This window comes from Methylobacterium gossipiicola (assembly GCF_900113485.1).
In the GTDB taxonomy this organism is placed as follows: Bacteria; Pseudomonadota; Alphaproteobacteria; order Rhizobiales; family Beijerinckiaceae; genus Methylobacterium; species Methylobacterium gossipiicola.
Genome location: NZ_FOPM01000004.1, coordinates 1 through 25,364 on the forward strand (window position 1 = coordinate 1; position 25,364 = coordinate 25,364).

General features: G+C 67.4%; 22 protein-coding genes and 1 pseudogene. 14 read left to right on the forward strand and 9 right to left on the reverse strand.

Features of this window, described 5'->3' with window-relative positions; translation table 11 throughout:
* Positions 1-1,589: VapE domain-containing protein (locus tag BM249_RS04380; protein WP_091969376.1), on the forward strand; the 1,589-nt coding region annotated here is incomplete at its 5' end.
* Between the two features lie 695 nt (positions 1,590-2,284).
* A complete protein-coding gene (locus BM249_RS04385; protein ID WP_091969378.1) occupies positions 2,285-2,725 on the forward strand; it encodes a ribonuclease H family protein in 441 nt (146 codons plus the stop codon).
* Positions 2,726-2,917: 192 nt separating this feature from the next.
* Here the strand turns inward: BM249_RS04385 and BM249_RS04390 are convergent, their stop codons facing one another.
* From BM249_RS04390 to BM249_RS04405, 4 genes are all read right to left on the reverse strand, one after another.
* Positions 2,918-4,126, reverse strand: a complete 1,209-nt coding sequence (locus BM249_RS04390) for a diguanylate cyclase domain-containing protein (protein ID WP_091969381.1) — start codon at positions 4,124-4,126, stop codon at positions 2,918-2,920.
* A gap of 295 nt (positions 4,127-4,421) precedes the next feature.
* The gene (locus tag BM249_RS22200; RefSeq protein ID WP_425284789.1) at positions 4,422-4,964 is read right to left on the reverse strand and encodes a DUF6894 family protein; all 543 of its coding nucleotides are present in this window, start codon (positions 4,962-4,964) and stop codon (positions 4,422-4,424) included.
* Positions 4,876-5,745 (reverse strand): DUF4336 domain-containing protein, encoded by an 870-nt coding sequence (locus BM249_RS04400; protein WP_091969383.1) that lies wholly within the window; start codon positions 5,743-5,745, stop codon positions 4,876-4,878. Before BM249_RS04400 ends, BM249_RS22200 begins: the two co-directional genes overlap by 89 nt.
* A 132-nt stretch (positions 5,746-5,877) precedes the next feature.
* Positions 5,878-6,267 carry a hypothetical protein gene (locus tag BM249_RS04405; protein WP_091969385.1) on the reverse strand — a complete coding sequence of 130 codons (390 nt, stop codon included), beginning with the start codon at positions 6,265-6,267 and terminating at the stop codon, positions 5,878-5,880.
* A gap of 187 nt (positions 6,268-6,454) precedes the next feature.
* Between BM249_RS04405 and BM249_RS04410 the strand changes: the two genes are divergently transcribed.
* The 5 genes from BM249_RS04410 to BM249_RS04430 all read left to right on the forward strand — a co-directional run bounded on the left by BM249_RS04410 (position 6,455) and on the right by BM249_RS04430 (position 9,764).
* A complete protein-coding gene (locus BM249_RS04410; RefSeq protein WP_091969703.1) occupies positions 6,455-7,570 on the forward strand; it encodes a sensor histidine kinase in 1,116 nt (371 codons plus the stop codon).
* The gene (locus BM249_RS04415) at positions 7,567-8,031 is read left to right on the forward strand and encodes a response regulator (RefSeq protein ID WP_091969386.1); all 465 of its coding nucleotides are present in this window, start codon (positions 7,567-7,569) and stop codon (positions 8,029-8,031) included. Before BM249_RS04410 ends, BM249_RS04415 begins: the two co-directional genes overlap by 4 nt.
* A gap of 101 nt (positions 8,032-8,132) precedes the next feature.
* Positions 8,133-8,408 (forward strand): hypothetical protein, encoded by a 276-nt coding sequence (locus BM249_RS04420; RefSeq protein WP_091969388.1) that lies wholly within the window; start codon positions 8,133-8,135, stop codon positions 8,406-8,408.
* Positions 8,405-9,220 carry a class D beta-lactamase gene (gene blaOXA / locus BM249_RS04425; RefSeq protein WP_091969390.1) on the forward strand — a complete coding sequence of 272 codons (816 nt, stop codon included), beginning with the start codon at positions 8,405-8,407 and terminating at the stop codon, positions 9,218-9,220. The genes BM249_RS04420 and blaOXA overlap by 4 nt, the downstream gene beginning before the upstream one ends.
* 100 nt (positions 9,221-9,320) lie before the next feature.
* Positions 9,321-9,764, forward strand: coding sequence for a DUF3291 domain-containing protein (locus BM249_RS04430; protein ID WP_091969391.1), 444 nt, complete (start codon positions 9,321-9,323; stop codon positions 9,762-9,764).
* Here the strand turns inward: BM249_RS04430 and BM249_RS04435 are convergent.
* Entirely contained in the window at positions 9,736-10,248 is a 513-nt protein-coding gene (locus BM249_RS04435) for a CinA family protein (RefSeq protein WP_091969393.1), read from the reverse strand. The two genes, BM249_RS04430 and BM249_RS04435, sit on opposite strands and share 29 nt — an antisense overlap.
* Positions 10,245-11,569: pseudogene (ispD, locus tag BM249_RS22170) on the reverse strand (2-C-methyl-D-erythritol 4-phosphate cytidylyltransferase). The gene BM249_RS04435 and the pseudogene ispD overlap by 4 nt, the downstream one beginning before the upstream one ends.
* 128 nt (positions 11,570-11,697) lie before the next feature.
* On the opposite strand from ispD, the gene dusB reads away from it, so the two are divergent.
* From dusB to BM249_RS04470, 5 genes are all read left to right on the forward strand, one after another.
* Entirely contained in the window at positions 11,698-12,744 is a 1,047-nt protein-coding gene (gene dusB / locus BM249_RS04450; protein WP_091969399.1) for a tRNA dihydrouridine synthase DusB, read from the forward strand.
* Positions 12,741-13,880: a two-component system sensor histidine kinase NtrB gene (locus tag BM249_RS04455; RefSeq protein WP_091969402.1), complete on the forward strand. Its 1,140-nt coding sequence runs from the start codon at positions 12,741-12,743 to the stop codon at positions 13,878-13,880. The genes dusB and BM249_RS04455 overlap by 4 nt, the downstream gene beginning before the upstream one ends.
* 9 nt (positions 13,881-13,889) lie before the next feature.
* Entirely contained in the window at positions 13,890-15,353 is a 1,464-nt protein-coding gene (gene ntrC / locus BM249_RS04460) for a nitrogen regulation protein NR(I) (protein ID WP_091969404.1), read from the forward strand.
* Between the two features lie 226 nt (positions 15,354-15,579).
* Positions 15,580-16,953: an adenylate/guanylate cyclase domain-containing protein gene (locus BM249_RS04465; protein ID WP_091969405.1), complete on the forward strand. Its 1,374-nt coding sequence runs from the start codon at positions 15,580-15,582 to the stop codon at positions 16,951-16,953.
* Between the two features lie 121 nt (positions 16,954-17,074).
* Positions 17,075-17,332 (forward strand): hypothetical protein, encoded by a 258-nt coding sequence (locus BM249_RS04470; RefSeq protein WP_091969406.1) that lies wholly within the window; start codon positions 17,075-17,077, stop codon positions 17,330-17,332.
* Between the two features lie 168 nt (positions 17,333-17,500).
* Here BM249_RS04470 and oxlT read toward each other — a convergent pair whose 3' ends face one another.
* The 3 genes from oxlT to BM249_RS04485 all read right to left on the reverse strand — a co-directional run bounded on the left by oxlT (position 17,501) and on the right by BM249_RS04485 (position 21,419).
* Complete coding sequence (gene oxlT / locus BM249_RS04475; RefSeq protein ID WP_091969407.1) at positions 17,501-18,775, reverse strand: oxalate/formate MFS antiporter; 1,275 nt, start codon at positions 18,773-18,775, stop codon at positions 17,501-17,503.
* A gap of 140 nt (positions 18,776-18,915) precedes the next feature.
* On the reverse strand, positions 18,916-19,788 hold the full coding sequence (locus BM249_RS04480; RefSeq protein WP_091969408.1) for a class I SAM-dependent methyltransferase: 873 nt from the start codon (positions 19,786-19,788) through the stop codon (positions 18,916-18,918).
* Between the two features lie 32 nt (positions 19,789-19,820).
* Entirely contained in the window at positions 19,821-21,419 is a 1,599-nt protein-coding gene (locus tag BM249_RS04485) for a gamma-glutamyltransferase family protein (protein ID WP_091969409.1), read from the reverse strand.
* 180 nt (positions 21,420-21,599) lie between these two features.
* On the opposite strand from BM249_RS04485, the gene BM249_RS04490 reads away from it, so the two are divergent.
* Positions 21,600-23,972: a sensor histidine kinase NtrY-like gene (locus tag BM249_RS04490; RefSeq protein ID WP_244528588.1), complete on the forward strand. Its 2,373-nt coding sequence runs from the start codon at positions 21,600-21,602 to the stop codon at positions 23,970-23,972.
* Complete coding sequence (ntrX, locus tag BM249_RS04495) at positions 23,969-25,339, forward strand: nitrogen assimilation response regulator NtrX (RefSeq protein ID WP_091969410.1); 1,371 nt, start codon at positions 23,969-23,971, stop codon at positions 25,337-25,339. The genes BM249_RS04490 and ntrX overlap by 4 nt, the downstream gene beginning before the upstream one ends.
* Positions 25,340-25,364: the final 25 nt, after the last annotated feature.

A 25,364-nucleotide genomic window follows, 5' to 3' on the forward strand; every position in this document is an offset into this window, starting at 1 on the left:
CACCGGCGTCCTCTGCCTCGCAGCCGCCCTCGATTGGCTCAAGCGATGACACGCCCTACAAGGCCCACCTGGACGACCTGTCGATGAAGATTATCCAGGGCATCACGATTGATCAGCCGCTTTCGGTCGATGACATTGTCGAAGGCATGATCCCGAACCATCCGGAGAACCGTCGTTTCCGGGACAAGATTTGCAAAGCAGCGAAGCTCGATCGGCGCGAGTTCGATCAGGCGGTGCACCGGAAGGAAGTCCGAAGCCAGCTTGGGACCGTGCCGAAGACGGCCTCCGATCTCGTCGCTGCGATCGCTTCCATCGAGCAGATCGGATGCCGCTGCAACGGTACGATCTTCAGGTCCGGTCCCACGAAGGTGCGATCTCCACAGGGGGATATGATCTTGATCACGGATGAGCACCGAACGGACCAACAAATGGTGACCTTCGCTCACATCGTGGGCGGTAGGACGATTCGCTTTTCGGAGTACCTTCGGGACGTCCGCCTGAAGCGCGACGCACTCGGCCTTTCGTTCTCGGACACGCAGATCAGCGATGCGGCCGACCACTGGTACGGCGAGACGAAGCGCCAGCGCCTCTTTGCCCTTTACAGCGAGATCGCTGGTCCTCTGGACAGCCCCATGGTCCAGGAAAATGCCGAAACGGCGCTGCTGGACCTTGCCAAGCACTGCTTCGACACCACGGATACGTCTCCCGAGTTCGTCGCAGCGATGCTCAAGAAGTTCATCTGGCAGGTGAAGCGCAAGCTGAAGGGCCTTCCGGTGACGGACCACCTGATGGTGGTTCTGCTCGGACCGCAGGGCTCAGGCAAATCAACGTTCATCCGCGCGATGTGCTCCGTCCTCGCGGAAGTGATGGCCATGGTCGATTTCAAGATGATTTCCGACGATCGGAACATCGACATCTGGGGTAATTTCATCATGTTCATCGATGAGATGGGCTACGCCACGAAGACCGATGTTGACGTCGTCAAGAACATCATCACCTCGGAGACGCTGGCCCGCCGTCCGATGAGGACGAACACGGTGGACACCGTTGCACAGAACGCGACCTTCATCGGTGCCTCGAACAAGGAGCTTCGCGAACTCGTTCGCGATCCGACCGGCGCTCGACGCTTCGTGGGGCTGCGGTTCCGTGCCGACGCTGCTTGGGCGTTGATCAACCACACCGCGTGGGCCGACCTGTGGCGCGCGGTGGATGCTGATGCGGAAGACCCGGCGGCGTTCTTCAGGGAGGAGTTGAAGGCGCAGCAGGAACTGAGCCGCTTCCGTTCTCCGGTCGAATCTTGGGCTGACCAGTTCGAGCGCCGTAACGTCGAGACCTGCCTTTGGGACGGCAACGCCGTTCGCGCGTCGGACCTCTACCTTGCCTTCCGGGCGTATGGAGAGGTCTTCCACCCTGGCAAGCCCACCAGCATGACCGAATGGGGAACCGAGATGACCCGCCTCATGGAAAACCAAGGGTCTGCCCGGCTGTTCGAGAAGTTCCGGAATGCTCGGGGTAACTGCTATCGGCACCTTCCGAGCGTGAACTTCAAGAAGATGGTGCTGATTAGCGGAGCGGCAGCCCAGGGCTGAAGTTCACTGGCGCGGGGTCGAGGGTGGCCCCGCGTTTCCCCTTCCCAGGGAGGCGGGTGGCGCCGGTTTCGATGTAGGGATGTAGGGTCTGTAGACCTATTTCGTTCCTATAGAAAAAGCGCATCCTTGAAGGCAGCCCGATAGTGGATTGGGCTGCACCCGCCTACACACCCTACACGCCCCACGCAGGGGGCACGACCGACCTTCTCTCCGATCGGCGGAGTGGCATGGCCGAGCCGAGGTTCTCGGCTCGGCAGTGGCACTTCGACGCCAGCGGGTAGGCGCGCTCCTCGCGCCTACCCCTCGAACGTCCTTAGTTGGCCATCAAGAGTTTCATCGCGCTCGGCGACGGTCATCATCCCGACGATGGAGCGAGGATGTCCAGAACGGCCGGGGCCGGACGTTTGTCTGGATCGCAGACCCCTGTGACCACCTCCGTCTCCGAGCAGCACAGCGCCTTCGGACCCTAAATTCAGCTAACTAGCTGAAGGAACGATGGAATTTATCGACCCGCAAGGAAAGCCTGAAGATTAAAATCTTGCGGCCGCAAGGCTGTGCGGGTTCGAGTCCCGCCGTCCGCACCAACCCATTGAAATCGTGAACGGTGCCAGTAAGATGCTGGCACACAGGTGTTTTTCGGCGCCCCTCGCTACAAAGGGCGCTACAAATGGTCGTTCCGATGACCTCCCTCAGCCGTGCCCCCCAACGGGGACTGGTTCGCCCGTAAGGGCATCCCGAAGGACGTTCGCGAAGCCTACGGGGCCATCCTCGTGAACACCCGCACAGGCCTGAGAAGGTCGTCAAAGGGTTGTGAGGCCAACACCACGAACAACCGGATGGAGCTGACAGCGGCCATCGCGGGCCTGGGAGCCCTCAGCCCCGGTGCCGTCGTCACCATGCTGGGAGACAGTCAGTACGTCATCAAAGGCGTGACCGAATGGCTTCCAGGGTGGAAGGCCAAGGGCAGGAAGGCAGCCGGGGGAAAGCCAGTGGCGAACAAGGAGCTATGGCAGGCACTGGAGATGGCCGTAGCGCGTCACGAGAGGGTTGAGTGGGTGTGGGTGAAGGGGCACGCTGGGCACGAGCTGAACGAGCGCGTGGACGGGATCGCGAGCGGGGAAGCTGAACGGGTCTAATGAAGCAGTGGCTCCCAGGCTGGAAGGAGAAGAGGCGGCGCGCAGCGAGCAAGAAGCTGGTCCAGAACGCGGACCTCCGGGGGAAACTCGATGCCGCAGCGAAGAACCATGAGAGTGCCCGCTGGGTGGTCGGTGAGCGGACTGGGTGGCCAAACCAGCACGCGAAACCACCATTGGGCAGATAGGCCAGTGTCATGCCGTCAGAGGCAGAGCCTGCTGGGATTGAACAGGTTTGGCACGCCGCATGTGCATCTTGCGCGCGTACATAGCCGTGTCTGCTGCGGCGATCAGGGACGCTGCCGAGGTGCCATCCTCCGCACTGAAGGCACTTCCGACACTGCCGCCAATCCGGTGCTGTTGCAAACCCGGCAGGCTGATGCTCTCTAGTGCCGCCTCAACCCGAGCAGCCAGGACATCCAGCGCAGAGCGGTCGGAACAGTCCTCGACAAGGATGACGAACTCATCTCCCCCAAGCCGGGCGGCTGTATCCCCCGGACGCATCGTGGCACGAAGGCGGTAGGCAACCTCCATCAGCACACGATCCCCCATGGCGTGACCCAGTTCGTCGTTGATCGCCTTGAACCCATTGAGGTCGAGGTAAAGGACGCCGACAGCTCCGGGACGTTGGGCAAGTGCTTCCTCAAGGCGGGAGAGCAGTTCTACGCGGTTCAGCAAGCCCGTCAGCGCATCGTGGCTCGACACGTGAGAGAGATGCACGCTTTGACGACGACCACGCCGCGCATCGCGAACCGCTAGAAGCAGGCAGAAGGCGATGGGGGGCATCACCACGCACGCCGCGCCGAGCCAAAGCCCAACATTCCGTTCTGCGATGCTTCTTGTCCGAAGAAGGTTCCGGTCGATGATGGTTTGCTCCGCCTCAAGAAGATGACGCATCTCCTGACGGATATTATCCATTACCCGCTTGCCGTTTTCCTTCACCACCAACTGGAGAGCTGGCTCAAACCCTTGCTGACGGCGGACTTCTACAGTCTTCCTCAGCAATGCAATCCTCACATGCGCCTTTTCTGTGATTGATATCACAGTCACCATGCCCAGATTGGACCCCACATATTCCGCCTGAAGGTTGGCAAAGGTTCTGTCGACCATTTGAAGGGCGCGATCATACGGCTCAAGGTAGTCGGTGCGTCCTGTTAGGAGAAAGCCGCGCTGTCCTGTTTCCGCATCCTGTAGAACAGAAAGCGCCTCGGTGAGGCGACGGGCGCGTACGTTTGCACGCAAAAGGGTTTCAGTCGCGGTCTGCGAGGTGTCCAACTGAACGTAAAGGCCGTAACTGCCCACCCCGCACAGCACCGCCAGCAGGATAGCGACAAGCGCTATTTTCGCTTCCAGATAGTGGACAAAGCTAGGCAACTTGCAAACCACCGTTTCGTGCAGGCGCACACAAGTGATCCGTTTGCAGCATCGCCCTTAATTTCTATGGAACTCCGAAAATCAACGCTTGAAAGAGTTAATCATAGCTTATCAGTCAGGCGAAACCTGAGCGATCTCAAAGCGGTGGCGGCGGCCTACGAGTGGCACACTCAACCCGAGTGGGCTTTGGGTGACGGATAATCTAACAGGCACTGGTGATGGAGATTGGTGGAACGGCCGAGGTCGATCTCACCGCGTCCGTAGCGTCGTCTTCACTGTTGAGGCATCCTTACGTGAGATCACCACGGACCAAAGCGTTTACCCCTCAAACCTGAGATGCACCAGCTAGGCGAGATGCTTCAAGCATGGCCGACGTTTCTACCACTTGGAAGCCAAGACGGAAGAGGATGAGGCCCCGCTCGTCTGGCACCTCCATGCGCCAGTCTTCGCCAACGGCGATACGCACTGGATATTCCCTCAACAGTGCGCCACACAACTCTGTTGCTTCTAAACGGACAACTTCACAGCTCTCTAGCTCGCTGCCCTCTTCGTCTTTTCTCGCGACACTATCCAGCGCATGACCTACGATGGCATCCGCAACGCTGTCATTGATCCTCGCAGCCCGTGCGAGGGTCTTGAAGCGGTGCCTCCACGCATGGGACGGGTCTCGCCAACCGCTACAAAGGCCACTACAAAGGGCCGTGAGAGCAGCCGAAAAACACCAATTTTTCAATGAATTGCACTGGTATGACGGGTCTCCCGCCGTCCGCACCATCTCCTCAACGCCGCTTCCCCGCATAGGCCAGAGCCGCGATGACGCCCACGAGGGCGAGGCTCGCCATCGCTGCCGTGGAGTGCGGCAACGCATAGGTCGGGCGGTTCGCGGACGAGCCGCGCCGGGCTTTCGAGCCCTCCGGGCCGATGAGCCATCTCAGTGACCGCCGTAACTCACCCGTCGCATCGCGGTCGAACCATTGTCCGTGCGCGAAAATCACCCGCTCGGGCGCGAAGGCCACGAGGCGGCGCGCGGCCTCGGCCGTGGCGGAGCGGTTCAGGCGCAAGAGGAGGCGGAGGTAGAGCGGGGCCTTGCCGTCCGGGGCGACGATGCCGAGGAGGCGGGCGAGGGCGCGGGCCGGGAGCGGCAGGAGGTCGGCCTCGAGGTTGATGACGAGGTCGGTCAGGATCAGGGTCCGGCTCGGCCGGTGGAACAGCGCCACCTCCTTGAACACAGGTCCGGCGACGAGGACACCGGCGATCTCGTCGCCCCATGAGCGGGGGGCGCCATCCCCGAGTTCGGCATCGATCCGCACGCTGGAGCGGCGAACCTGACCCCGGTCCTTCAGGCCCGGCACCGCCCAGGTGATGGCGTTGGGGCAGGCGGCCTGCCAGTCGCGCAGATACATCCAATGGCCGACGCTCGGGGCGACGAGATGCCCGATGCGTCCGAGGCGTTCGAGGGCCCGCCGAAGGCCCGGCTCATAGGAAATCGGCGCGTGCAGCAACAATTCGCCGCCCGCGAGGCGCAGCACGGTCATGCGCAGGGGCAGAGGTAGGCCGCCCGCCTGGAGCGGCGGCGCGTCGACGATCCAGACACCGTCGGCGATGGGTTTGAGGACGTTGAGGGGAGGATAGCTGATCGCGTGCGTCATGCCGGGGCTCCGTCCGTCCGCGAAGGGGTCGAGGAGAGAACGTGCGCCCCATCGGTGAGGTCCCAAGGCATGTCCCAAAACGAAAAGGGCCGCCTCGCGGCGACCCCTCGTCGTGCTTCGATGTTCTTCGGCTCAGTAGCCGTAACCGTAATAACCACCGCCATAGCCATAGGCCGGAGCATAGCCGTAGCCGACGGCGCGCGGACCACCGTAGGAATAGCCACCATAGGCTGGGTAGCCGTAGCCGCCGTAAGCCCCGTAGGAATTCGCCGCGATGGCGCCCGCCGCGAGGCCCGCGATGCCGAGGCCGACGATGGCGCCGGTACCGATGCCGCGACGTCCGTAGCCACGACCGTACCCATAGCCGTGGCGTCCATAACCCGCGCCATAGGCGCGACCATAGCCGCCGTAGCCATACCCGCCGTGACCGTAGCCGTAGCCGTAGCCGCGGGCTTCGGCCGGGGCGGAGGCGAGAATGCCAAGGCCGAGAACGGCCGTCGAGACGAGTGCGAGGGTCCGCATTCGGTAACTCCTGCAGTTGTGATGATTGTCTCGATAACCGCCCGAGCCGCAGACCGTTCCGTTAACGACGGCTGGCTACGATCACGGGATCGGGAGCGCAGGCCTCGATTCGACAGGCACGCCATAGGAGGCGGAAGCGCTTCGGTGTAAGCCCTTTTCGCAACGCTACATGGAAAGGATCACCGCCGTGCCGCATTCCCGGCAACCCTTGCGATCGTCGGCCGAGGCGGCCGCCTCGCTGGCGACCCTGCGCCGGGGGAATCAGCTGTTCGAGACGGAGCGCCGCCTCAACGCGGTTCTGAACAACGCGTCGGTATCGATCTTCCTCATGGATGACCGGCAGCACTGCATCTACATGAACCGGGCGGCGGAGCAGCTCACGGGCTTCACCCTGACGGAAGTGCTGGAGCGCGATTGCCCGCTTCACGACATCGTGCACCACACCTATCCGGACGGACGTCCGTTTCCCCTGTCGGAATGCGCCATCGACCGGGCTTTCCCACAGAACAACCACGAGCGGGGCGAGGAGGTGTTCGTTCACGCCGACGGGCATTTCTATCCCGTGGGCTTCACCGCGAGCCCGATCCGGGACGATGAGGCCAACATCATCGGCACCATCATCGAGGTGCGGGACATCAGTGAGGAGAAGGCGGCGGCCGAGCGGCAGCGCCTCCTCCTCAACGAGTTGAACCACCGGGTGAAGAATACGCTGGCGACGGTGCAATCCATCGCCGCCCAGACTTTTCGGGGTCAGACCGACGCGGCGGCGCGGAGCGTGTTCGATGCCCGGATGGTGGCCCTGTCCACGGCCCACAACGTCTTGGTGGCCGACAATTGGGAGAGCGCCAGCCTGCGCAGCGTGACCGAGCGCGTGCTGGCGCCGCATCTCCTCGCCGAGATCGACCCGCACCGGTTCCGGATCGCGGGGCCGGACGCTCGCCTGCATCCGAAGGTCGCCGTCACCCTATCGATGGCCCTGCACGAACTCATGACCAACGCGGCGAAGTACGGTGCCCTTTCGGTGCCCGAGGGCCACGTGTCGATCACCTGGACCCTCGCGCCCTTGGACGATGGGCGGCAGCGTCTCGACCTCACCTGGGAGGAGAACGGGGGGCCCGAGGTCACCCCTCCCTCGCGGAAGGGGTTCGGCTCACGGCTCATCGAACGTCAGCTGCCCATGGAATTCGATGGCACGGCGGAAATCGATTACCGCCGCGCGGGGCTGGTGTGCAGGCTCGAGATACCCCTGATCGCGTTGGGTTGGATGGGACAGGAACTGATCGCCGGGCAGGCGAGCCTATGACGATGCTCAACGGACGGCGGGTGCTCCTCGTCGAGGACGAAAGTCTGGTGGCCATGCTGGCCGAGGACATGCTGACGGATCTCGGCTGCGAGGTCGTCATCGCCATGCGCCTCGACAAGGCCCTCGATCTCGCGCGCACGGGGACGTTCGACGCCGCCGTGCTCGATGTGAACCTCGGGGATGCCCGCAGCTATCCCGTGGCGGACGTGCTGTTCGAGCGCGCCCTGCCGTTCCTGTTCGCCACCGGCTACGGTGTTCAGGGGCTGGAGCCGGTCTATCAGGACGTCCCGGTGCTGCAGAAGCCCTACCAGCAGCGTCCGATGCAGCATCTGCTTTGCCGTCTGCTCGCCTGCGAGACGCCGCCCCGGAAGCGGACCGATCCCTTGCGGAGTCTCGGCTGCGCCTGTGTCGCGCAGACATCGCCCTCCGCCCCGACGTTTCGTGCGGATACGCCGATCTGAAATCTCGACCGGGACCGGCGCTTCCTTCCGTCGCCGGATCGCCCCCTGTCAGGATCGGCGACGATTGCTATCCTCCCGGGCTTGAAACCACGGGATACACCATGAGCGTCACCCTCCTGGGGGTTACGACCCTCGCGTTCCTGTTTCCCGCCCCGGCGGAACGGCCGGCTTTGCCCGACCCTCCGCGCGGGACCGGATGGGCCATCGCCGCCGTGGCGGTGTTCCTCGGTCTCGTCACCCTGGTACCCTTGAGCCTCGCCCTCGCCGACAAGTGGATGATGGAGGCCCATGCCGCCGAGTGCCGGGCAAAGGGGGGGCGCATCGTCCACGCCTCGGCCGATGGCCGCGCCTATCGCTGCGAACCGGCGACGCCATGAGATTTCACCGCCTCGTCCTAGCCGCCCTCGCCGGGCTGGCAGCCCCGGCCCCACTCGCGGCCCGAACGCTCTGCACCCTGGTGACGGATGCCGCCAACGGCGCGGTGTTGCGGGAGGAGGGCGATTGCCGGACACGGGTGACGCCGGCCTCGACGTTCAAGATTCCCCTGGCGGTGATCGGCTTCGAGGCGGGCGTGCTCACCGACGCCCACATGCCGGTCTTCGACTTCAAGCCGGGCTATCCCGATTGGGGCGGCCCAGCCTGGCACGCGCCCACCGACCCGACGCGCTGGCTCGCCTATTCCGTGGTCTGGTATTCGCAGATCGTGGCGCACCGCCTCGGCCGCGCCAAGCTCCAAGCCGAGACCGCCCGCCTCGGCTTCGGCAACGCCGATTTCTCCGGCGATCCGGGGCAGGATAACGGCCTCGACCGGGCCTGGATCATGTCGTCGCTCAAAGTCTCGCCGACCGAACAGGTCGCCTTCCTGCGCCGCCTCGCCACCCGAACCCTGCCGGTCTCGGCCCATACCCTCGACGAAACCTTGAAGATCGTGACCATGAGCCCCGCCGGGGACGGCTGGACCCTGCACGGCAAGACCGGCACGGCGTTCCCACGCAGGGCCGACGGCGATTTCGACGAGGCCCGCGCCTATGGCTGGTATGTCGGCTGGGCGGAGAAGGACGGCTGGACCCTGGTGTTCGCTCGCCTCGATCAGGACGAGGTCAAACTGCCGGTCCCCGGAGGCACGCGGGTCCGGGCGGAATTCATGGCAGGCTGGCCGGCGCTCGCGCGGTCCCTGGGGTATCCCTGATTCTTCCATTGAACAGAGAAAAACTTCTTCACGACACGTTCTGCGTGCGACCAAGGCGAAGGTTTGGGTTGGCCCTCGCCTCAAAGATCGAAATTCGTTCATGACCTTCATCAGCGTTACACGGCTGCGCCTGCGGTCGATCCGCCATCTGCCGGGCTTCGCATGGTTCGCCGTCCGATCCCGCAATCAAGCCAGCGGCGCCGCCGGCTTTCGCGGTGGAGCGGTCCTCGCCGACCGCCGCTGGACGTTCTGGACCGTCACGGCCTGGGACAATCGCGACAGCATGCGGGACTACATGACGACGGGGCCGCATCGCAGCGTCATGCCGCGTCTGGCGGCTTGGTGCGACGAGGCCTCCATCGTGCACTGGGATCAGGCACACGCAGAGCTTCCAACCTGGGCAGAGGCCGACCGGCGTATGCGAACCGAGGGGCGCCCCTCGAAGGTGCATCGGCCCGGCGAACACCATGCGGCCCTGAGCTTCCCCCCGCCCCGTGAAACCGGGGCGGCGCCGATCATGCCAGCGGGGCGCGCGAAGGCTTAGCGGATTCTAACAGCCCCAGGGCATCCGCGACCGCACGCCGCCGGATCTCGGCCCGGTCCAAGTCGCCATAGCGGCGTTCCAGATGCCGCGTCGGTTCCCCCGTCGCCGCGAGGCCGAAATGTACGAGCCCCACAGGCTTCTCGGTACTGCCGCCGCCCGGACCCGCGATACCGGTGATCGCCGCCGCCACGGTCGCGCGAGACCGGTCCAATGCGCCCTCAGCCATGGCACGGGCCGTGGCTTCGCTGACGGCGCCGTAGGCATCGATGAGTTCGAGCGGCACGCCGAGGCAGTCGGATTTCGCCGCGTTCGAATAGGTGACGAAGCCGCGCTCAAAGACGGCGGAGGAGCCCGGCACGGCGGTGATCAGCCCGGCGACGAGGCCGCCGGTGCAGGATTCCGCCGTCGCGATGGTGACGCCCGCCGCCGCGCAGGCGGCGACCAGCCGCTCCGCACGCGCCAGGAGGGCGGGATCGTCGATCACGAACGGCGCTCGGAGGTCTCGGCGGCGGTGTCGATTTCGATCTCGGGCAGGCGCACGGTGGCGGCGGCCTGGGCGGCCAGGCCCTCGGCGCGACCGACGAAGCCGAGCTTCTCCGTGGTGGTGGCCTTGATGGAGACGGACGAGAGCGGCACGCCAGCGATCTCGGCGATGCGGGCACGGATCGCCTCGCGGTGGGCGCCGATGCGGGGAGCTTCGGCCAGGACGGTGATGTCGAGGTGATCGATTCTACCGCCGCGTGCCCGCACCAACTCGCAGGCATGCGCGAGGAAGCGGTCGGACGACGCGCCGCGCCACTGCTCGTCGGAGGGCGGGAAATGGGTTCCGATATCGCCGTCCGCGATGGCGCCCAACAGGGCGTCCGTCAGGGCGTGCAGGGCAACGTCACCGTCCGAATGGGCGAGCACGCCCCGGTCGGCGGGAATGCGGATGCCGCCGAGCCAGACATGGTCGCCTTCCGTGAAGGCATGAACGTCGAAGCCGGTACCGAGGCGGGTGAGGTAGCTGGTCATGGGGGCTCCAGTTTTGGGGGCTCCAGCCGGGCCGGTCTCGCGGGAACGGACGTTCCTTACGCGGGGACGGCCCCGGAGAAATCACGGTCGGCGTCGATGAGGTCGGAGGGTTGGGTGATCTTGCGGTTGCGCGGGTCGCCATCGAACACCACCACGGGGAGGCCGGCCCATTCGGCGAGCGCCCCGTCGTCGGTGAAACCGTCGAGCCCCGCCGCGCCCGCCGCGCGGTGGGCATCGAGGAGGCTCCGGAAGGCGAAGGCCTGGGGCGTCTGAACCGCGCGCAAGTGTGCCCGGTCGGGCGTTTCCACCACACGGCCGATGCCCGGCGCCACGGCCTCGACGCGCTTGACCGTATCGGTGACGGCGATGCCCGGCACCGCCGCGCCGTAATCGTTGCCAGCCGCCAATGCCCGGTCGATGAGGGCGGTGTCGACATGCGGCCGGGCCGCGTCGTGGACGAGGACGAGATCGGGCGCCGAAGTCGTCAGGGCTTCGAGGCCGGCCCGCACGGAAAGCTGGCGCGTGGCGCCGCCCGGCACCGGCGTCCGCAGCTTGGCACGGGCGGCGGGCGTCAAGTCGGCGACGCATTCGTGGTAGAACGATTCGGCGTCCGGCGCGATCACGGGCTGGATGGCGGCGATGCCGTCATGGGCCGCCAGGGCCGCGAGGGTCCGCGTCAAGACAGCCTGCCCGCCGACGCGCCGATATTGCTTGGGCACGTCGCCGCCGATGCGGATTCCGCGACCGGCCGCGACCACCACTGCCGCCGCCTGAAACGCGGTGCCGGACATCGTAACGCTCCCGCGCGAGGGTGGGGTCCCGAATTGGACCGAGCCCTGCGTTTAAGCGGGGCATAGCCTGAAATCAAATCGCGTCGGGCGCTTGCGCCCGACGCGGTTTTGTCTATTCGTTGAGCACAATGGTCGATGATGATTATTTGAGCGTTCTGCGCTCGCCCCGAACGGAAGCGTACGCCGCTGGATCGCGGCCGACGCCGGTTCTCCTCGCGCCCCTCTCCGGCGTCACCGACGTCCATATGCGGCGCATCGCGCGACGCTGCGGCGCCAGCGCCGTCGTATCCGAGATGGTGGCGGCGGCGGAGTTCGCGCGCGGCAGCGTCGAAGCCACCTTGCGGGCCGAGGGCGGCGGGGTCGATCCCCACGTGGTCCAACTCGCCGGCTGCGCACCCGAGCCCATGGCCGAGGCCGCGCGCCTCGCGCAAGGCGCCGGCGCGGCGATCATCGACATCAACATGGGCTGCCCGGCCAAAGCCGTGACCGGCGGCGCCGCGGGTTCGGCGCTCATGCGCGACCTCGAGGGGGCCACCCGCATCCTCGCCGCCGTGCGCAACGCGGTCTCCATCCCGGTGACCGTGAAGATGCGCCTCGGCTGGGATCATGCCAGCCTCAACGCCGCCGAACTCGCGCGGCGGGCGGAAGGTCTCGGCCTCGACGCCGTCACCGTCCACGGTCGCACCCGGCAGCAATTCTACAAGGACAGTGCCGATTGGGGCGCCATCCGCGCGGTGGTGGAGGCGGTGTCGATCCCCGTCATCGCCAACGGCGACGTCACCACCCTCGAAGAGGCCCGCACCTGCCTCGCGCGCTCGGGTGCCGCCGGGGTGATGATCGGTCGCGCCGCCGTGGGCCGCCCCTGGCTCGTCGGCGTCATCGCGGCCGGGCTCGCCGGTCGCGACGCCCCGAGCTTGCGCGCGGCCGACAAGGCGGCGCTCGCCATCGCGCATTACGAGGGGCTGCTCGCCCTCTACGGAATCCGCATGGGTGTGCGCCACGCCCGCAAGCATCTCGCCGCCTATGCGGAAGCCGGCGGTGGCCTATCGGCGGAGGCCCGCACGCGGCTCCTCACCACCACGGACCCCGCCCTGGTGGTCGCCCTCCTGGCGGCGGCCTTCGATGCGGACGCATGGGATCGGCAGGCGATGGAACGGCGAGGGGAGGCGGCATGACGGGCCGGGACGAGTTCGACGCGCCGCCCAAGGGCGCCCCCACGAGCGCGGCGGTCATCAACGCCCTGCCGCTGCCGGTGCTCACCATCGGGGCGGACGACCATATCCTGCACGTGAACCATGCGGCCGAACTGTTCTTCGACCATTCGGCGCGGCTGATGCAGCGGCGGCGCTTGACCGATATCATTCCGTTCGCCTCGCCGATCTCGGCCCTGGTGGCGGAGGTGCGTCGGCGCCGCGCCAGCGTCAGCGAATACGGGGTCGAACTCGTGCAGCCGCGCTCGGGGCAGGAGCGCAGCGTCGACGTGTTCGCGACGCCCCTCGGAGACGATGCCGGCCCGGTGGTCCTCATGCTCCAAGAGCGCACCATCGCCGACAAGATGACCCGGCAACTCACCCACCGGGGAGCGGCCCGCTCCATGGTGGCGCTCGGCGCCATGCTGGCCCACGAGATCAAGAACCCGCTGGCCGGCATCCGGGGGGCCGCCCAGCTCCTCGAGCAATCGGCCAACGACGAGGATCGTCTCCTCACACGCCTCATCTGCGACGAATCCGACCGGATCGTCCGCATCGTCGAGCGCATGGAGCTGTTCGGCGACGAGCGCCCCGTGGAGCGCACCGCCGTCAACGTCCACGGCGTCCTCGATCAGGTGAAGCGCTCGGCCCAGTCGGGCTTCGCCCGTCACATTCGCTTCGTCGAAACCTACGATCCGTCCCTGCCGCCCGTGCGGGCCAACCGCGACCAATTGATTCAGGTGATCCTCAACCTTGTGAAGAACGCCGCCGAGGCTATCGGGGCCGATACGGTCGACGGCGAGATCACCCTCTCGACGGCCTTCCGCACGGGTCTGCGCCTGCAGATTCCGGGCTCGCGCGAGCGTGTCAGCCTCCCCATCGAGGTCGCGGTGCGCGACAACGGTCCAGGCGTCACCGCCGACCTGCTGCCCGACCTGTTCGACCCGTTCGTCACCACCAAGGCGCAGGGCTCCGGCCTGGGACTTGCCTTGGTGGCCAAGATCGTCGGCGATCACGGCGGCATCGTGGAATGCGATCCCGCCCCGCGCCGCACCACCTTCCGCATCCTCCTTCCCATGTCGAGCGCCCGCGACGGGCGCGAATCCAGCGCGGAGCTGTAGAGCAGCCTCATGCCCAACGGCCACATCATCGTCGCGGACGACGACGCCGCCATCCGCACCGTGCTCAATCAGGCGCTGTCGCGGGCTGGCTACGAGGTCCGCTCCACCGGCAACTGCGCCACCCTCTGGCGCTGGGTGGCGCAGGGGGAGGGCGACCTCGTCATCACCGACGTGATGATGCCCGACGAAAACGTGTTTGACCTCCTGCCCCGCATCAAGCGGGTGCGGCCGGAACTGCCGATCATCGTCATGAGCGCGCAGAACACCTTCATGACGGCGATCCGCGCCTCCGAGCGGGGCGCCTACGAGTACCTGCCGAAACCCTTCGACCTGAAGGAGCTCATCGCCATCGTCGGGCGGGCCCTGTCGCGGCCGCGCGGCACGCCGGCCCCCGGGGCGGACCCCGGCAACGAGGACATCCCCCTCGTCGGGCGCTCCCCCGCCATGCAGGAAATCTACCGGGCGCTCGCCCGCCTGATGCCTACGGATCTCACGGTGATGATCACGGGCGAGTCCGGCACCGGCAAGGAACTCGTCGCCCGCGCGCTCCACGATTACGGCCGGCGCCGCTCCGGGCCGTTCGTGCCCGTCAACATGGCGGCGATTCCCCGCGACCTCATCGAGTCCGAGCTGTTCGGCCACGAAAAGGGCGCCTTCACGGGCGCCCTGACCCGCTCCGCCGGTCGGTTCGAGCAGGCCGAAGGCGGCACCCTGTTCCTCGACGAGATCGGCGACATGCCGATGGAGGCCCAGACCCGCCTCCTGCGGGTGCTGCAGCAGGGCGAGTACACCACCGTGGGCGGCCGGGTGCCGATCAAGACCAACGTCCGCATCATCGCGGCCACCAACAAGGACCTCAGGGTCTCGATCCAGCAGGGGATCTTCCGCGAGGATCTGTTCTTCCGCCTGAACGTGGTGCCACTGCGCCTGCCCGCGCTCCGCGAGCGCTCCGAGGACGTGCCCGATCTCATCCGGCACTTCTTCGTCCTCGTCGAACGCGAGGGCCTGAGCCGCAAGGAACTCGACGGCGAGGCCATGGAGCGGCTGAAGCGCTACCGCTGGCCCGGCAACGTCCGCGAACTCGAGAACCTCGTCCGGCGCCTCGCCGCCCTCTACCCGCAAGAAACTATCACGGGGCCGGTCATCGAGGCCGAACTCGACACCCTGCCCCTGGCGCCGAGTGCGCCGGCCAATGGGGCCGCTCCGCGCAAGGCCGGGGCCGAGGGCGAGAGCCTGTCGGGCGCCGTCGAGCGGCACCTCGCGGACTATTTCAGCAACTACCGCGATACCCTGCCGCCGCCGGGCCTGTATCACCGTATCCTGCGCGAGATCGAAGGCCCGCTCATCGGGGCGGCCTTGGCCGCCACGCGCGGCAACCAGATCCGCGCGGCGGAACTGCTCGGCGTCAACCGCAACACCCTGCGTAAGAAGGTGCGGGACCTCGACCTGCAGGTGTTTCGCAATTCGCGCTGAGGCTGTGGCCGGCGTTCGGGCAACGATGCCGTGATCGCGTATCCGCGTCGGGATGATCGACCCGCGCGGACGCGTTCATAACAGGTCGGGTCGAAGGGGCTTTACCGCTCCCTTTCGTATCGGCACGGGTCGGCCCCATATGGGGGATGGTGCTTCGGCGCCACGCCTCCGGCCCGGCTCGAACCCGTGCCGGGGGCTGCCCCCCGACTTCTCCATCTGGAGCCTCATGCGTCTTCCCACACGCCGCCGCCCGGTCCAGGGCGACCAAACCGTCATGCGGCTGGCGCAGAGCGCCTCCGGGCGGCGTTCCCTCGTGCTCCACCTCGTCATCGTGCTGGTGCTGCTCGCCACCGCCCAGGGGTTCGACGGCTCGACCCACACGGTCAATCACTGGATCGTCCTCGTCATCTACGCCGTGTGCTCCATCTGCCTCGGCATCGCCGATTGGCGGGAGGCCTATCGCGGCCAGCGCCTGGAATACGGCGGCACCGATCCGGAAACCTCGGCCGACCCCGAATGGCTCGCCTGGACGGCGACGCTGCTGAATGCCGGTGTCGCCCTGTTCCTCGTGGTCGAGCACATGCTCGTCGGCGCCGTGGAGACCGGGGAGACCGCCACGGCGGTAAGCCGGCTTCCCGCTTTCCTGCTCCTGCTCCAGACGGGCCTGAGCATGCGGGTCCTCCACACGGCGGTGTTCGCCTGCCTCGTCAGCCTCGCCTGGGGCGGAACCATCCTCCTCGTCCTCGTCGACCCCGACAGCGCGCTCCTCGGCCCGCACGTCACCCTCGCGGAGGAGGTCCCGGGCCTCCTCACCTTCATGGCCGCGAGTCTCGTGGTCATAGACGGCGTGCGGCGCCTACGCTCGGCCGTGACCACCGCCCTGCGGATGGAACGGGAGCGCACGGCCCTGGCGCGGTTCGTGCCCACCCGCGTCGTCGGCGACTTGGAGAGCCCCGGCGTCGAGACGGTGCGCTCGCGCCATGCCTGCCTGTTCGCCCTCGACCTGCGCGGCTTTTCCGCCTTCACCCGTGCCCATGCGCAGGAGGAGGTGGTCCGCGCCCTCCTCGACGTCCGCGCCCTGACCCACGAGACGGTGACGGAGCATGGCGGCATCGTCGACAAGTACGTGGGCGACGGCATCCTGGCACAGTTCGTCACCGGGCGGCCGCAGGCCCAGGCCCATGCCGCCCTCGCCTGTGGCCGCGCCATTCTCATGCGCCTCGCCACCCTGAATGAAGAGCGTGCCCGCGAAGGCCGGCCGATCCTGCGGATCACCATGGCGCTGCATTGCGGCGAAGTGCTGGTCGGGGTGTTCGACGACGGTCACCGCGCCGAATTCACCGTACTCGGACAGGCGATGAACACACTTGCGCGGATCGAGTCTCAGGCCAAGGCCCAGAACCTGAGGCTCGCGGTCTCCAACACCTTCCTGCAGCTCCTCGGCCCGGCGGTCCGCTCGGAACTGACCCTGACGCCGATGCCGCCTTCCGACTGCGAGGACACCCGCGATCTCACGCTCTTCGCCGTGAGCTGGCCGGAGGCGCAGCGTCAGCCCCAGCGCGTTCCGGCGGCCTGGGGCAGTGGCATCGGTGGGTTGTAATCCCGCATGTCGCGTGCGGGGCGACACGTCGTGCCGGGAAAAGGCACCCTATATCAGTATCACAGAGAGACAAACGCACCGGATTGCCGGCGCGGACTGATTAAGGGACAAAGACAAAGCCATGACGAACCGTATCGCTACCCTCGCCACCGCCCTCGTTCTTGGCGTTGCTTCCATCTCGTCGGCCATGGCCTTCGAGCGGCCGGCCCGCTACACGGGCTTTGCCAACGACATCGAAACGACGGGCACGATCGACGTCGCGCCGCAGTCGCGGTCGCCCTATAGCTGCCCGATGAGCTCGGCCGCCGAGGGCAACGCCAACCAGCAGAACTTCCCCGTGCAGCAATACGGCCAGACCTCGGGCGGGAACCGCTGCTGATCGGATCCGCGCGGGAAGCCCCTCGCCGCTGAAAGTCTTCCCTCAACGCCACCGGGGCCGCCTTCCAGGGCTCTGCTGAGCCCCAAGGGCACCGGCGATCATCGAATCGGAAACGGCGGGGCGCGAGCCCCGCCGTTTCGTCATGAGAAATCGAAAAGGGCGCGCCGCTCAAGCCAGGGCGGGCTTGCCAAGGGGCGCCGGGGCACGGCCAAGCCCGAGCCATTCCTGCCGCATGGGTCGCAGGACGAACCAGGCAAGGGCCGCCGTGACGAGATCGAGGCCGATGGCGATGCCGAAGACCGGAATCCACGAGCCCTGCGCGGCGTAGATCATCGCCGCCACGGGGCCGCCGAGGAGCGAACCGACGCCCTGCGCCATGTAGAGGAAGCCGTAATTCGTGGTGGCGTGCTTCGTCCCGAACGTGTCGGTGAGGAGCGAGGGGAACAGGGAGAAGATTTCGCCCCAGGCGAAGAACACCACGCCCGACAGGAGCGCGAAGGCATAGGCGTTCTCGCGGAACACCAGCATCAGCGCGATGGCGCCGGCCTCCGCTGCGAACGCGATCGCCATGGTCTTCTCGCGACCGATCCGGTCCGACACCCAGCCGAAGAAGGGCCGGGTGAGGCCGTTGGTGATCCGGTCGAAGGTCAGGGCAAAGGGCAGGGCGGCAAAGCCGAACACCAGGGCGTCGGCGACGCCGAAGTCGCGGGCGAAAGAGGCGAACTGCGCCACCACCATGAGCCCGCCCGTCGACATCATCGTCATCATGACGAACATGAGCCAGAACAGGGGCGTGCGCAGCATCTCCTTCGGGGCGGTGTCGCGGGTGCAGGTCGAGAGGTTGCGGGCCGGGGCCGGCAGAACCTCGCCGGGGCGCGGCGCGCGCAGCCCCAAGGCCGCCAGCACGCCGACGAGGCCGAGGACGAGGCCGAAGGTGGTCAGCGTCTCGCGGTAGCCCGACGCCGCCATCATGTTGGTGATCGGGAAGGTGGTGAGCAGGGCCCCCATGCCGTAGCCCGCTGCCACGACGCCGACGGCAAAGCCGCGCCGATCGGGAAACCACTTCACCATCAAGCCGACGATCCCGACATAGACGATGCCGGTGCCGAGCCCACAGAACAGGCCGTAGGTGGCGTAGAGCCCCCAGAGGGTATCGACCCGGGCGGCCAGCACCCAGCCGAGGCCCGACAGGGCGGCGCCGAGCGCGATCATCACCTTCGGGCTGAACCGCTCGATGAGATAGCCCTGCACCGGCGAGAAGAACGTCTGCAGCACGATGACGAGGGTGAACGTCACCTGGATGGCGGCGAGCGTCGCCCCCGTGGTCGCCATCAGGGGTTTCGTGAAGAGTGTCCAAACGTATTGCGGACTCGAGATCGCCATCATGGCGAGGAGGCCGAGGCCGAGTTGCAACCAGCGGTGTCGAGAGACGTTCGTATCCATAATACACTCCTGAACCGGAGTGCCTTACGCATCGCCCGTGCCAACCTCTTCACGACCGTCACGATTGCTTCGCGCGCTCCATACGTTCCTTGGGCGGGCGCGCGAAAGCGTCTGCGCTGCTCACCGATCGGGCAATGGGATCATCGGGTGGCGGTGACGAGCCAGCAGGCGGCATCGAGCCGCACGACGCCGTCTTGCGCCCGTGCCTCGAACGCGTGCTGAACGCGGGCGAAAGCCTGGGCACGAATCTCCGGCGCCTGGTCGCGCACGAGGCGGGAGGCGGGACCGAGGTCGAGGGAGAAGGTGGCTGCTTCCTCGGCCGCCGCGCGGGCATCGCCGGTTTCCGAGCGGCCGAGCATCAAGGCTTCATCGACCGCCGCGAAGGCGATGTCGCGAAAGCCGGCGGCGGCGAGGATGTCCGCCAACCGTTCGGCCGCGGCGAACCGGAACGGGCCGGGGGCATCGGGCGGCGTCGGCGCGGGCTCGGGCACTAGGGACTGGACGAGGTCGAGGGGGTGGGCGATCCAGGCGTTCTCAGGCAGCGTCCGCCAGCACAGGACCGCGAGGCGGCCGCCCTCGCGAAGGGCGCCGAGCAGGTTGGCGAAAGCGGCAAGCGAGTCGTCGAAGAACATGATCCCGAAGCGGGAGATCACCCGGTCGAAGGTGCCGGGTGCGAAGGCGTGGGTCTGAGCGTCGGCCTCGACGAGATCGATGGCCGCGCCCCCTGCCGGACGGGCGGCAACCCGTTCCGCCGTCACCGCCAGCAGGGGCGCGGACACGTCGGCGGCGGTGACGCGGCCGGTCGGCCCCACCGCCTCGGCGGCCCGCAGGGTGGTGGCTCCGGCGCCGCAGCCGATATCGAGGACGATGTCACCGGACTGGAGATCGGCCCGCCCGAACAACCGTTCGGTGAGGGGCGTGAACACCGCGTCGAAGGTCGCCTGATGCCTGGCCCATCGCCGCCCGGCCTCGCCGTTCCAGTATTCGGCCTGGGTGAGGTCGGGTGCGGCCATGGGTGTTCCTTCCGGTGTCGAGCCCCCCGCTTCTACAGCCCTTCCGAGCCGCCGTCCGAGCGCGGATCGTGCACGGCCTCGATGCGACCGTTGCCGGGGTGACGCACCAGCATGCCGGCATGGCCCAAAGAGTCGATGTAGGCGCCGCCGAGTTCCTCGACCTCATGCCCGAGGGATCGCAGGGCCGCGATGCAGGCCGGATCGAAACGGTCCTCCACCTTCACGGTGAGGGATTCCGCCCCCCAGGTCCGCCCGTAGAGCAGGCGCGGCGCATCCACCGCCGCCGCCGGGCTCATGCCGTAATCGGCATACCGCGCAAAGATCTGGGCCTGGAACTGGGGCTGGCCGTCGCCGCCCATGGACCCGTAGGCCATCACCCGGCCGTCATCGAACGCGGCCAGCGCCGGGATCAGGGTATGGAACGGGCGCCGCCCCGGCTCCAGGGGATTCACGGCGTTCGGATCGAGGGAGAACGACGTGCCCCGGTTCTGCCAGTGGATGCCGGTCTTCGGCAGCACCAGGCCGGAGCCGTACTCCCAATAGATCGACTGAATGTAGGAGACGGCGAGCCCGTCGCCGTCGATGGCGCCCATCCAGACGGTGTCGCCCTCGCCGGGGTTGCGCAGGGGCACGGTGGCGGCGCGCGCCATATCGATGGCGGCGGCCTCGCGGTCGAGGCGGGCGGCGTCGAGGAAGGCTTGCGGATCGACGGTGAGCCGGTCGAAATCCGTGACGATGCGGTCGCGGACGGCGAAGGCCCGTTTCGTCGCCTCGATGAGCCCGTGATAATGCGCCGTGCTCTCGGGCCGATCGATCTTCAGACGGTCGAACAGGCCGAGGATGAGGAGCGCGGCGATCCCCTGGGTCGGGGGCGGGAAGTTGTAGAGGGTGGCGTCCCGCCGGCGCAGGGTGAGGGGCTTTCGCTCGCGCGGCGCGTAGGCTTCGAGATCGGCCCGGGTCACGGGCGATCCGAGCCGGTCGAGGTCGGCGGCGATCTCACGGCCGAGATCGCCCCGGTAGAAATCGTCGAGCCCGGCATGGGCGAGTTGCGCCAGGGTATCGGCCAGGGTCGGCAGGCGCCGGATCGCCCCGGCCGCGTAGGGCTTGCCGTTGTCGAGAAACGTTGCCGCGAAGTTCGGCTGATCGTGGAGGGTGTCGATCTCCTTCGGGACATAGCGGGCCTCCGAGGGCGAGACCGCGACACCGTCCCGGGCGTGCCGGATGGCGTCGGCGAGGAGCACGTCGAGGGGCAGGCGGCCGCCGAGCGCCTTCGCGAGGTCGAGGGCGAGGCGCCAGCCGCCGATGGCACCGGCCACGGTCAGGGCCGCGTCGGGACCACGCGACGGCAACACGTCGTAGTCCTTCTCCCGGTAGCGCCGAATGGTCGCGTGGGCGCCGGCCGGGCCGCAGGCCTCGATGCCGCGCACCCGGCCGCTGCGCTCGCGCACGAGCCAGAACCCGTCGCCGCCGATGCCGTTCATGTGCGGGTAGACCACCGCGATGGTGGCCGCCATGGCCGCCATGGCCTCGATGGCGTTGCCGCCCTGCGCCAGGACGTGCTGCCCGGCCTGGGCCGCGAGCCGATGGGGTGCCGCCACGGCGGCGTGCGCGAAGACGGGTGTGTCGAGCATGGGGGTCTCTGAGCAGGGTGAGTTAAGAATAATGTATTCTTCGGGAGGGTCGAGGGCGGCGGATGCAACGCAGATGCCGGATCGATGGGGTCTCTTGAGGCGACGGAAGGGCGCCGGTGAACCGAACCCGTTGCCCTATTCGTATTAATTTCGCCACACTGTTGTGGCGTTGCATCAGCCATGCCGTGGCTGCAGCGTTTCCGCCCTTCGAGGGTCCATGACAAGGTGTCCGGGGAAACCGGAGCGCCGCCGAAGGCGGATGCCGACCCTATCTCGGGTGCCGAACTGGCCTCCCTGAAACCGCCGCCGCGCGGACCCGGCTGGGTCGGCGCCCTTGTGGTGGTCACGGCCCTCGTCTCGGCCATCGCCACCTTCCTCATCCTCGCCGGGGTGATTCGGGTGACGCCAACGCCGACCGTCGGTCTGACGCTGCTCGGCATCAACGTCGCCCTCGTGCTCGGCCTCATCGTCGTCATCGCCTGGGAGGCGCGGGTCTTCCTGCACGCGCGGCGGGCCAACGCGGCGGTGGCGCGGCTGCACACCCGTATCGTTGGCCTGTTCTCCCTCATCGCCATCCTGCCCACCGTGCTGCTCGCCGTGGTGGCGGCGGTGACCATCGACCGGGGCCTGTCGCTCGGCTTCACCGACCGGGTGCGCGACGTGGTGCTGAAATCCGTCGAGGTGGCCGACGCCTATCAGGAGAACCAGTGCCAGTCGCTCGCCCGCGAGATCCGCATTCTCGCCGACGACCTGACCCGGGCACGGCCGAATTTCGACGTGAACCGGCAATGGTTCGAGAGCTTCCTCACCACTCGCGCCACGGCCTTGGGCCTGCCCGTCGCCGAGATCATGCGCGGCCCCGACACCGTGGTGGCGCGAGCCCAGATCGATCCCCTGAAGGACCGGCGCCTGCCTTCCGCCGCCGCCTTCGACGACGCGGCGAAATCCACCGATCCCATCTGCCTCGTCCCGAGCGAGGGCCGGATCTTCGCCGCCCTCCTGCGGATGCCCGCCTATGACGGGGCCGTGCTCCTCGTGCAGCGCGAGGTCAGCCAACTCGCCATCGAGTTCCCAGGCGTGTCGCGGGCGGCGGCGGCAGAATACCTCACCTACGATTCCCTGAAGCGCTCGATCCAGCTCAGCTTCGCCTCGGTGTTCGTGCTCATCGCCCTCATCGCCCTGCTCTCGGCGGTGTGGTTCGGGCTGAACTTCGCCAACCGCTTCGTGGCGCCGATCCGCCGCCTCATCAACGCCGCCGATCAGGTGGCGTCGGGCAACTTCTACGCCCAGGTCCCCGCCCACAAGAGCGACGGCGACCTCGCGCACCTGTCCGAGAGCTTCAACAAAATGACGCAGGAGCTGCGCCGCCAGCACGACGGGCTGACGGCGGCGAGCGACCTCATCGACCGGCGCCGCCGGTTCACGGAGGCCGTGCTGTCCGGCGTCTCGCCCGGCGTCATCGGGGTCGATGCCGGGGGACGGGTCACCATCGCCAACCCATCCGTGGAGCGCACCCTCGGGTTGGCGGCGAACGCCATCGTGGGTCAGCCCCTGGTACAGGCCGTGCCCGAACTCGCCCCCCTGTTCCCCGAGGGCGGCGAGGGCCGCCAGCGCGCCCTACAGCAGCAGATCCAGCTCACCCGCGACGGGCGCGATCGCACGGTGACGGTCCGGGTCACGAGTGAGCAGGCGCAGGGCGGGGCGCGGGGCTTCGTGGTGACCCTCGACGACATCACCGACCTCGTCTCGGCCCAGCGCACCTCGGCCTGGGCCGATGTCGCCCGCCGCATCGCCCACGAGATCAAGAACCCGTTGACGCCGATCCAACTCTCGGCCGAGCGCATCCGGCGCAAGTACGGCAAGGTGATCGTCGCGGACAAGGACGTGTTCGACCAGTGCACGGCGACGATCATCCGTCAGGTCGACGAGATCAAGCGCATGGTCGACGAGTTCTCGTCCTTCGCCAGGATGCCGAAGCCAGCCATCGCTCAGAACGACCTCAGCGAGATCACGCGCCAGAACCTGTTCATGATGCGCGTCGCGCATCCGGACCTGGACTTCACCTTCACGGAAGCCGGAGCCGAGAAGGTTGTGGCCGCCTTCGATATCCGCCTGCTGTCGCAGGCCATCACCAACATCCTCAAGAACGCCGTGGAAGCCGTGCAGGCCGTGCCGGAAGCCGATCTCGGCAAGGGTAAGGTCGACGTCCGCCTCGTCCTTGAGGAGGGCTTCGCCGTCATCGAGGTCACGGACAACGGTAAGGGATTTCCCGCCGAGGGGCGCCAGCGCCTGCTCGAGCCCTATATGACCACCCGCGAAGGCGGTACGGGCCTCGGTCTGGCCATCGTCAGTAAGGTGCTGGAAGAGCATGGCGGCGGGATCGAACTGAACGACAACCCCGAGGGACGGGGCGGCCGCGTGCGGATGCGCGTTCCTCAGGTTCCACAGGATCAGCCCTCGCAGGGGCACACGACGCCGGAGGGCAACTCCTCCGCGCGGGATGAGAAGGGTGCCGCGCGGACGGCGCCCCCAATCGCGGAGATGCAGTCATGAGCGCCGATATCCTGATCGTCGACGACGAGGCCGACATCCGCGACCTCGTCGCCGGCATCCTCGACGACGAGGGTCACCGCACCCGCACGGCCGGCGGCTCCGACGAGGCGCTCGCGGCCATCGAGTCGCGCCGGCCCCACCTCGTGTTCCTCGACATCTGGCTGCAGGGCTCGCGCCTCGACGGGCTGCAGGTGCTCGACCAGATCAAGGCCGGCCACCCCGATCTTCCCGTGGTGATGATCTCGGGCCACGGCAACATCGAGACGGCGGTGGCGGCCATCAAGGCGGGGGCCTACGATTTCATCGAGAAGCCGTTCAAGGCCGACCGGCTCATCTTGGTGGCCGAGCGCGCCCTCGAAGCGTCGCGCCTCAAGCGCGAAGTGCGCGACCTCAAGACCCGCTCGGGCCAGGCGAGCCGCATCGTCGGCGCCTCGGTGGTGTGCAACCAGCTGCGCCAGACCGTGGAGCGCGTCGCCCCCACGAACGCCCGAGTGATGATCCTGGGCGCGCCGGGCTCCGGCAAGGAACTCTCGGCCCGGACGCTGCACGCCACCTCGACCCGGGCCAACGGCCCGTTCGTGGTGATCAACGCCGCCACCATCACGCCCGATACCATGGAGGCCGAGCTGTTCGGCGTCGAGGCGGGGGAGGGGCGGGCGCGCCGGGTCGGCGCCCTGGAGGAGGCCCATGGCGGCTCCCTCTACATCGACGAAGTCGCCGACATGCCGCGAGAGACCCAGAACCGCATCCTGCGGGTTCTCGTCGATCAGAACTTCCAGCGGGTGGGCGGTACCACCCGGGTCCACGTCGATGTCCGCATCATCTCGTCCTCGTCCCGCGATCTGGCGGAGGAGATCGCGGCGGGCCGGTTCCGCGAGGACCTGTTCCACCGCCTCTCCGTGGTGCCGATCCGGGTGCCGTCCTTGTCCGAGCGCCGCGAGGACGTGCCGGAGCTCATCGCGTTCTTCATGGAGCAGATCTCGGCCGCCACGGGCCTGCCGCGCCGGCGCATCGCCGAGGACGCCATGGCGGTGCTCCAGTCGCACGACTGGCCCGGCAATGTGCGCCAGCTGCGCAACAACGTCGAACGCTTGATGATCCTCACCCACACGGACCCGGAGCAGGAGGTCACCTCCGAGATGCTCCCCACCGAGATCGGCGCCCTGGTGCCGACGACCCCCAACGGATCGGGCGGCGAGAAGCTCATGAGTCTCGCCCTGCGCGAAGCCCGCGAGATCTTCGAGCGCGAGTATCTCATAGCTCAGATCGCCCGGTTCTCCGGCAACATCTCCCGCACGGCCGAATTCATCGGCATGGAGCGCTCGGCCCTGCACCGAAAGCTCAAATCCCTCGGCATTGGCCCCTGACCAGTGGAACGACGAAAGGGCGGGC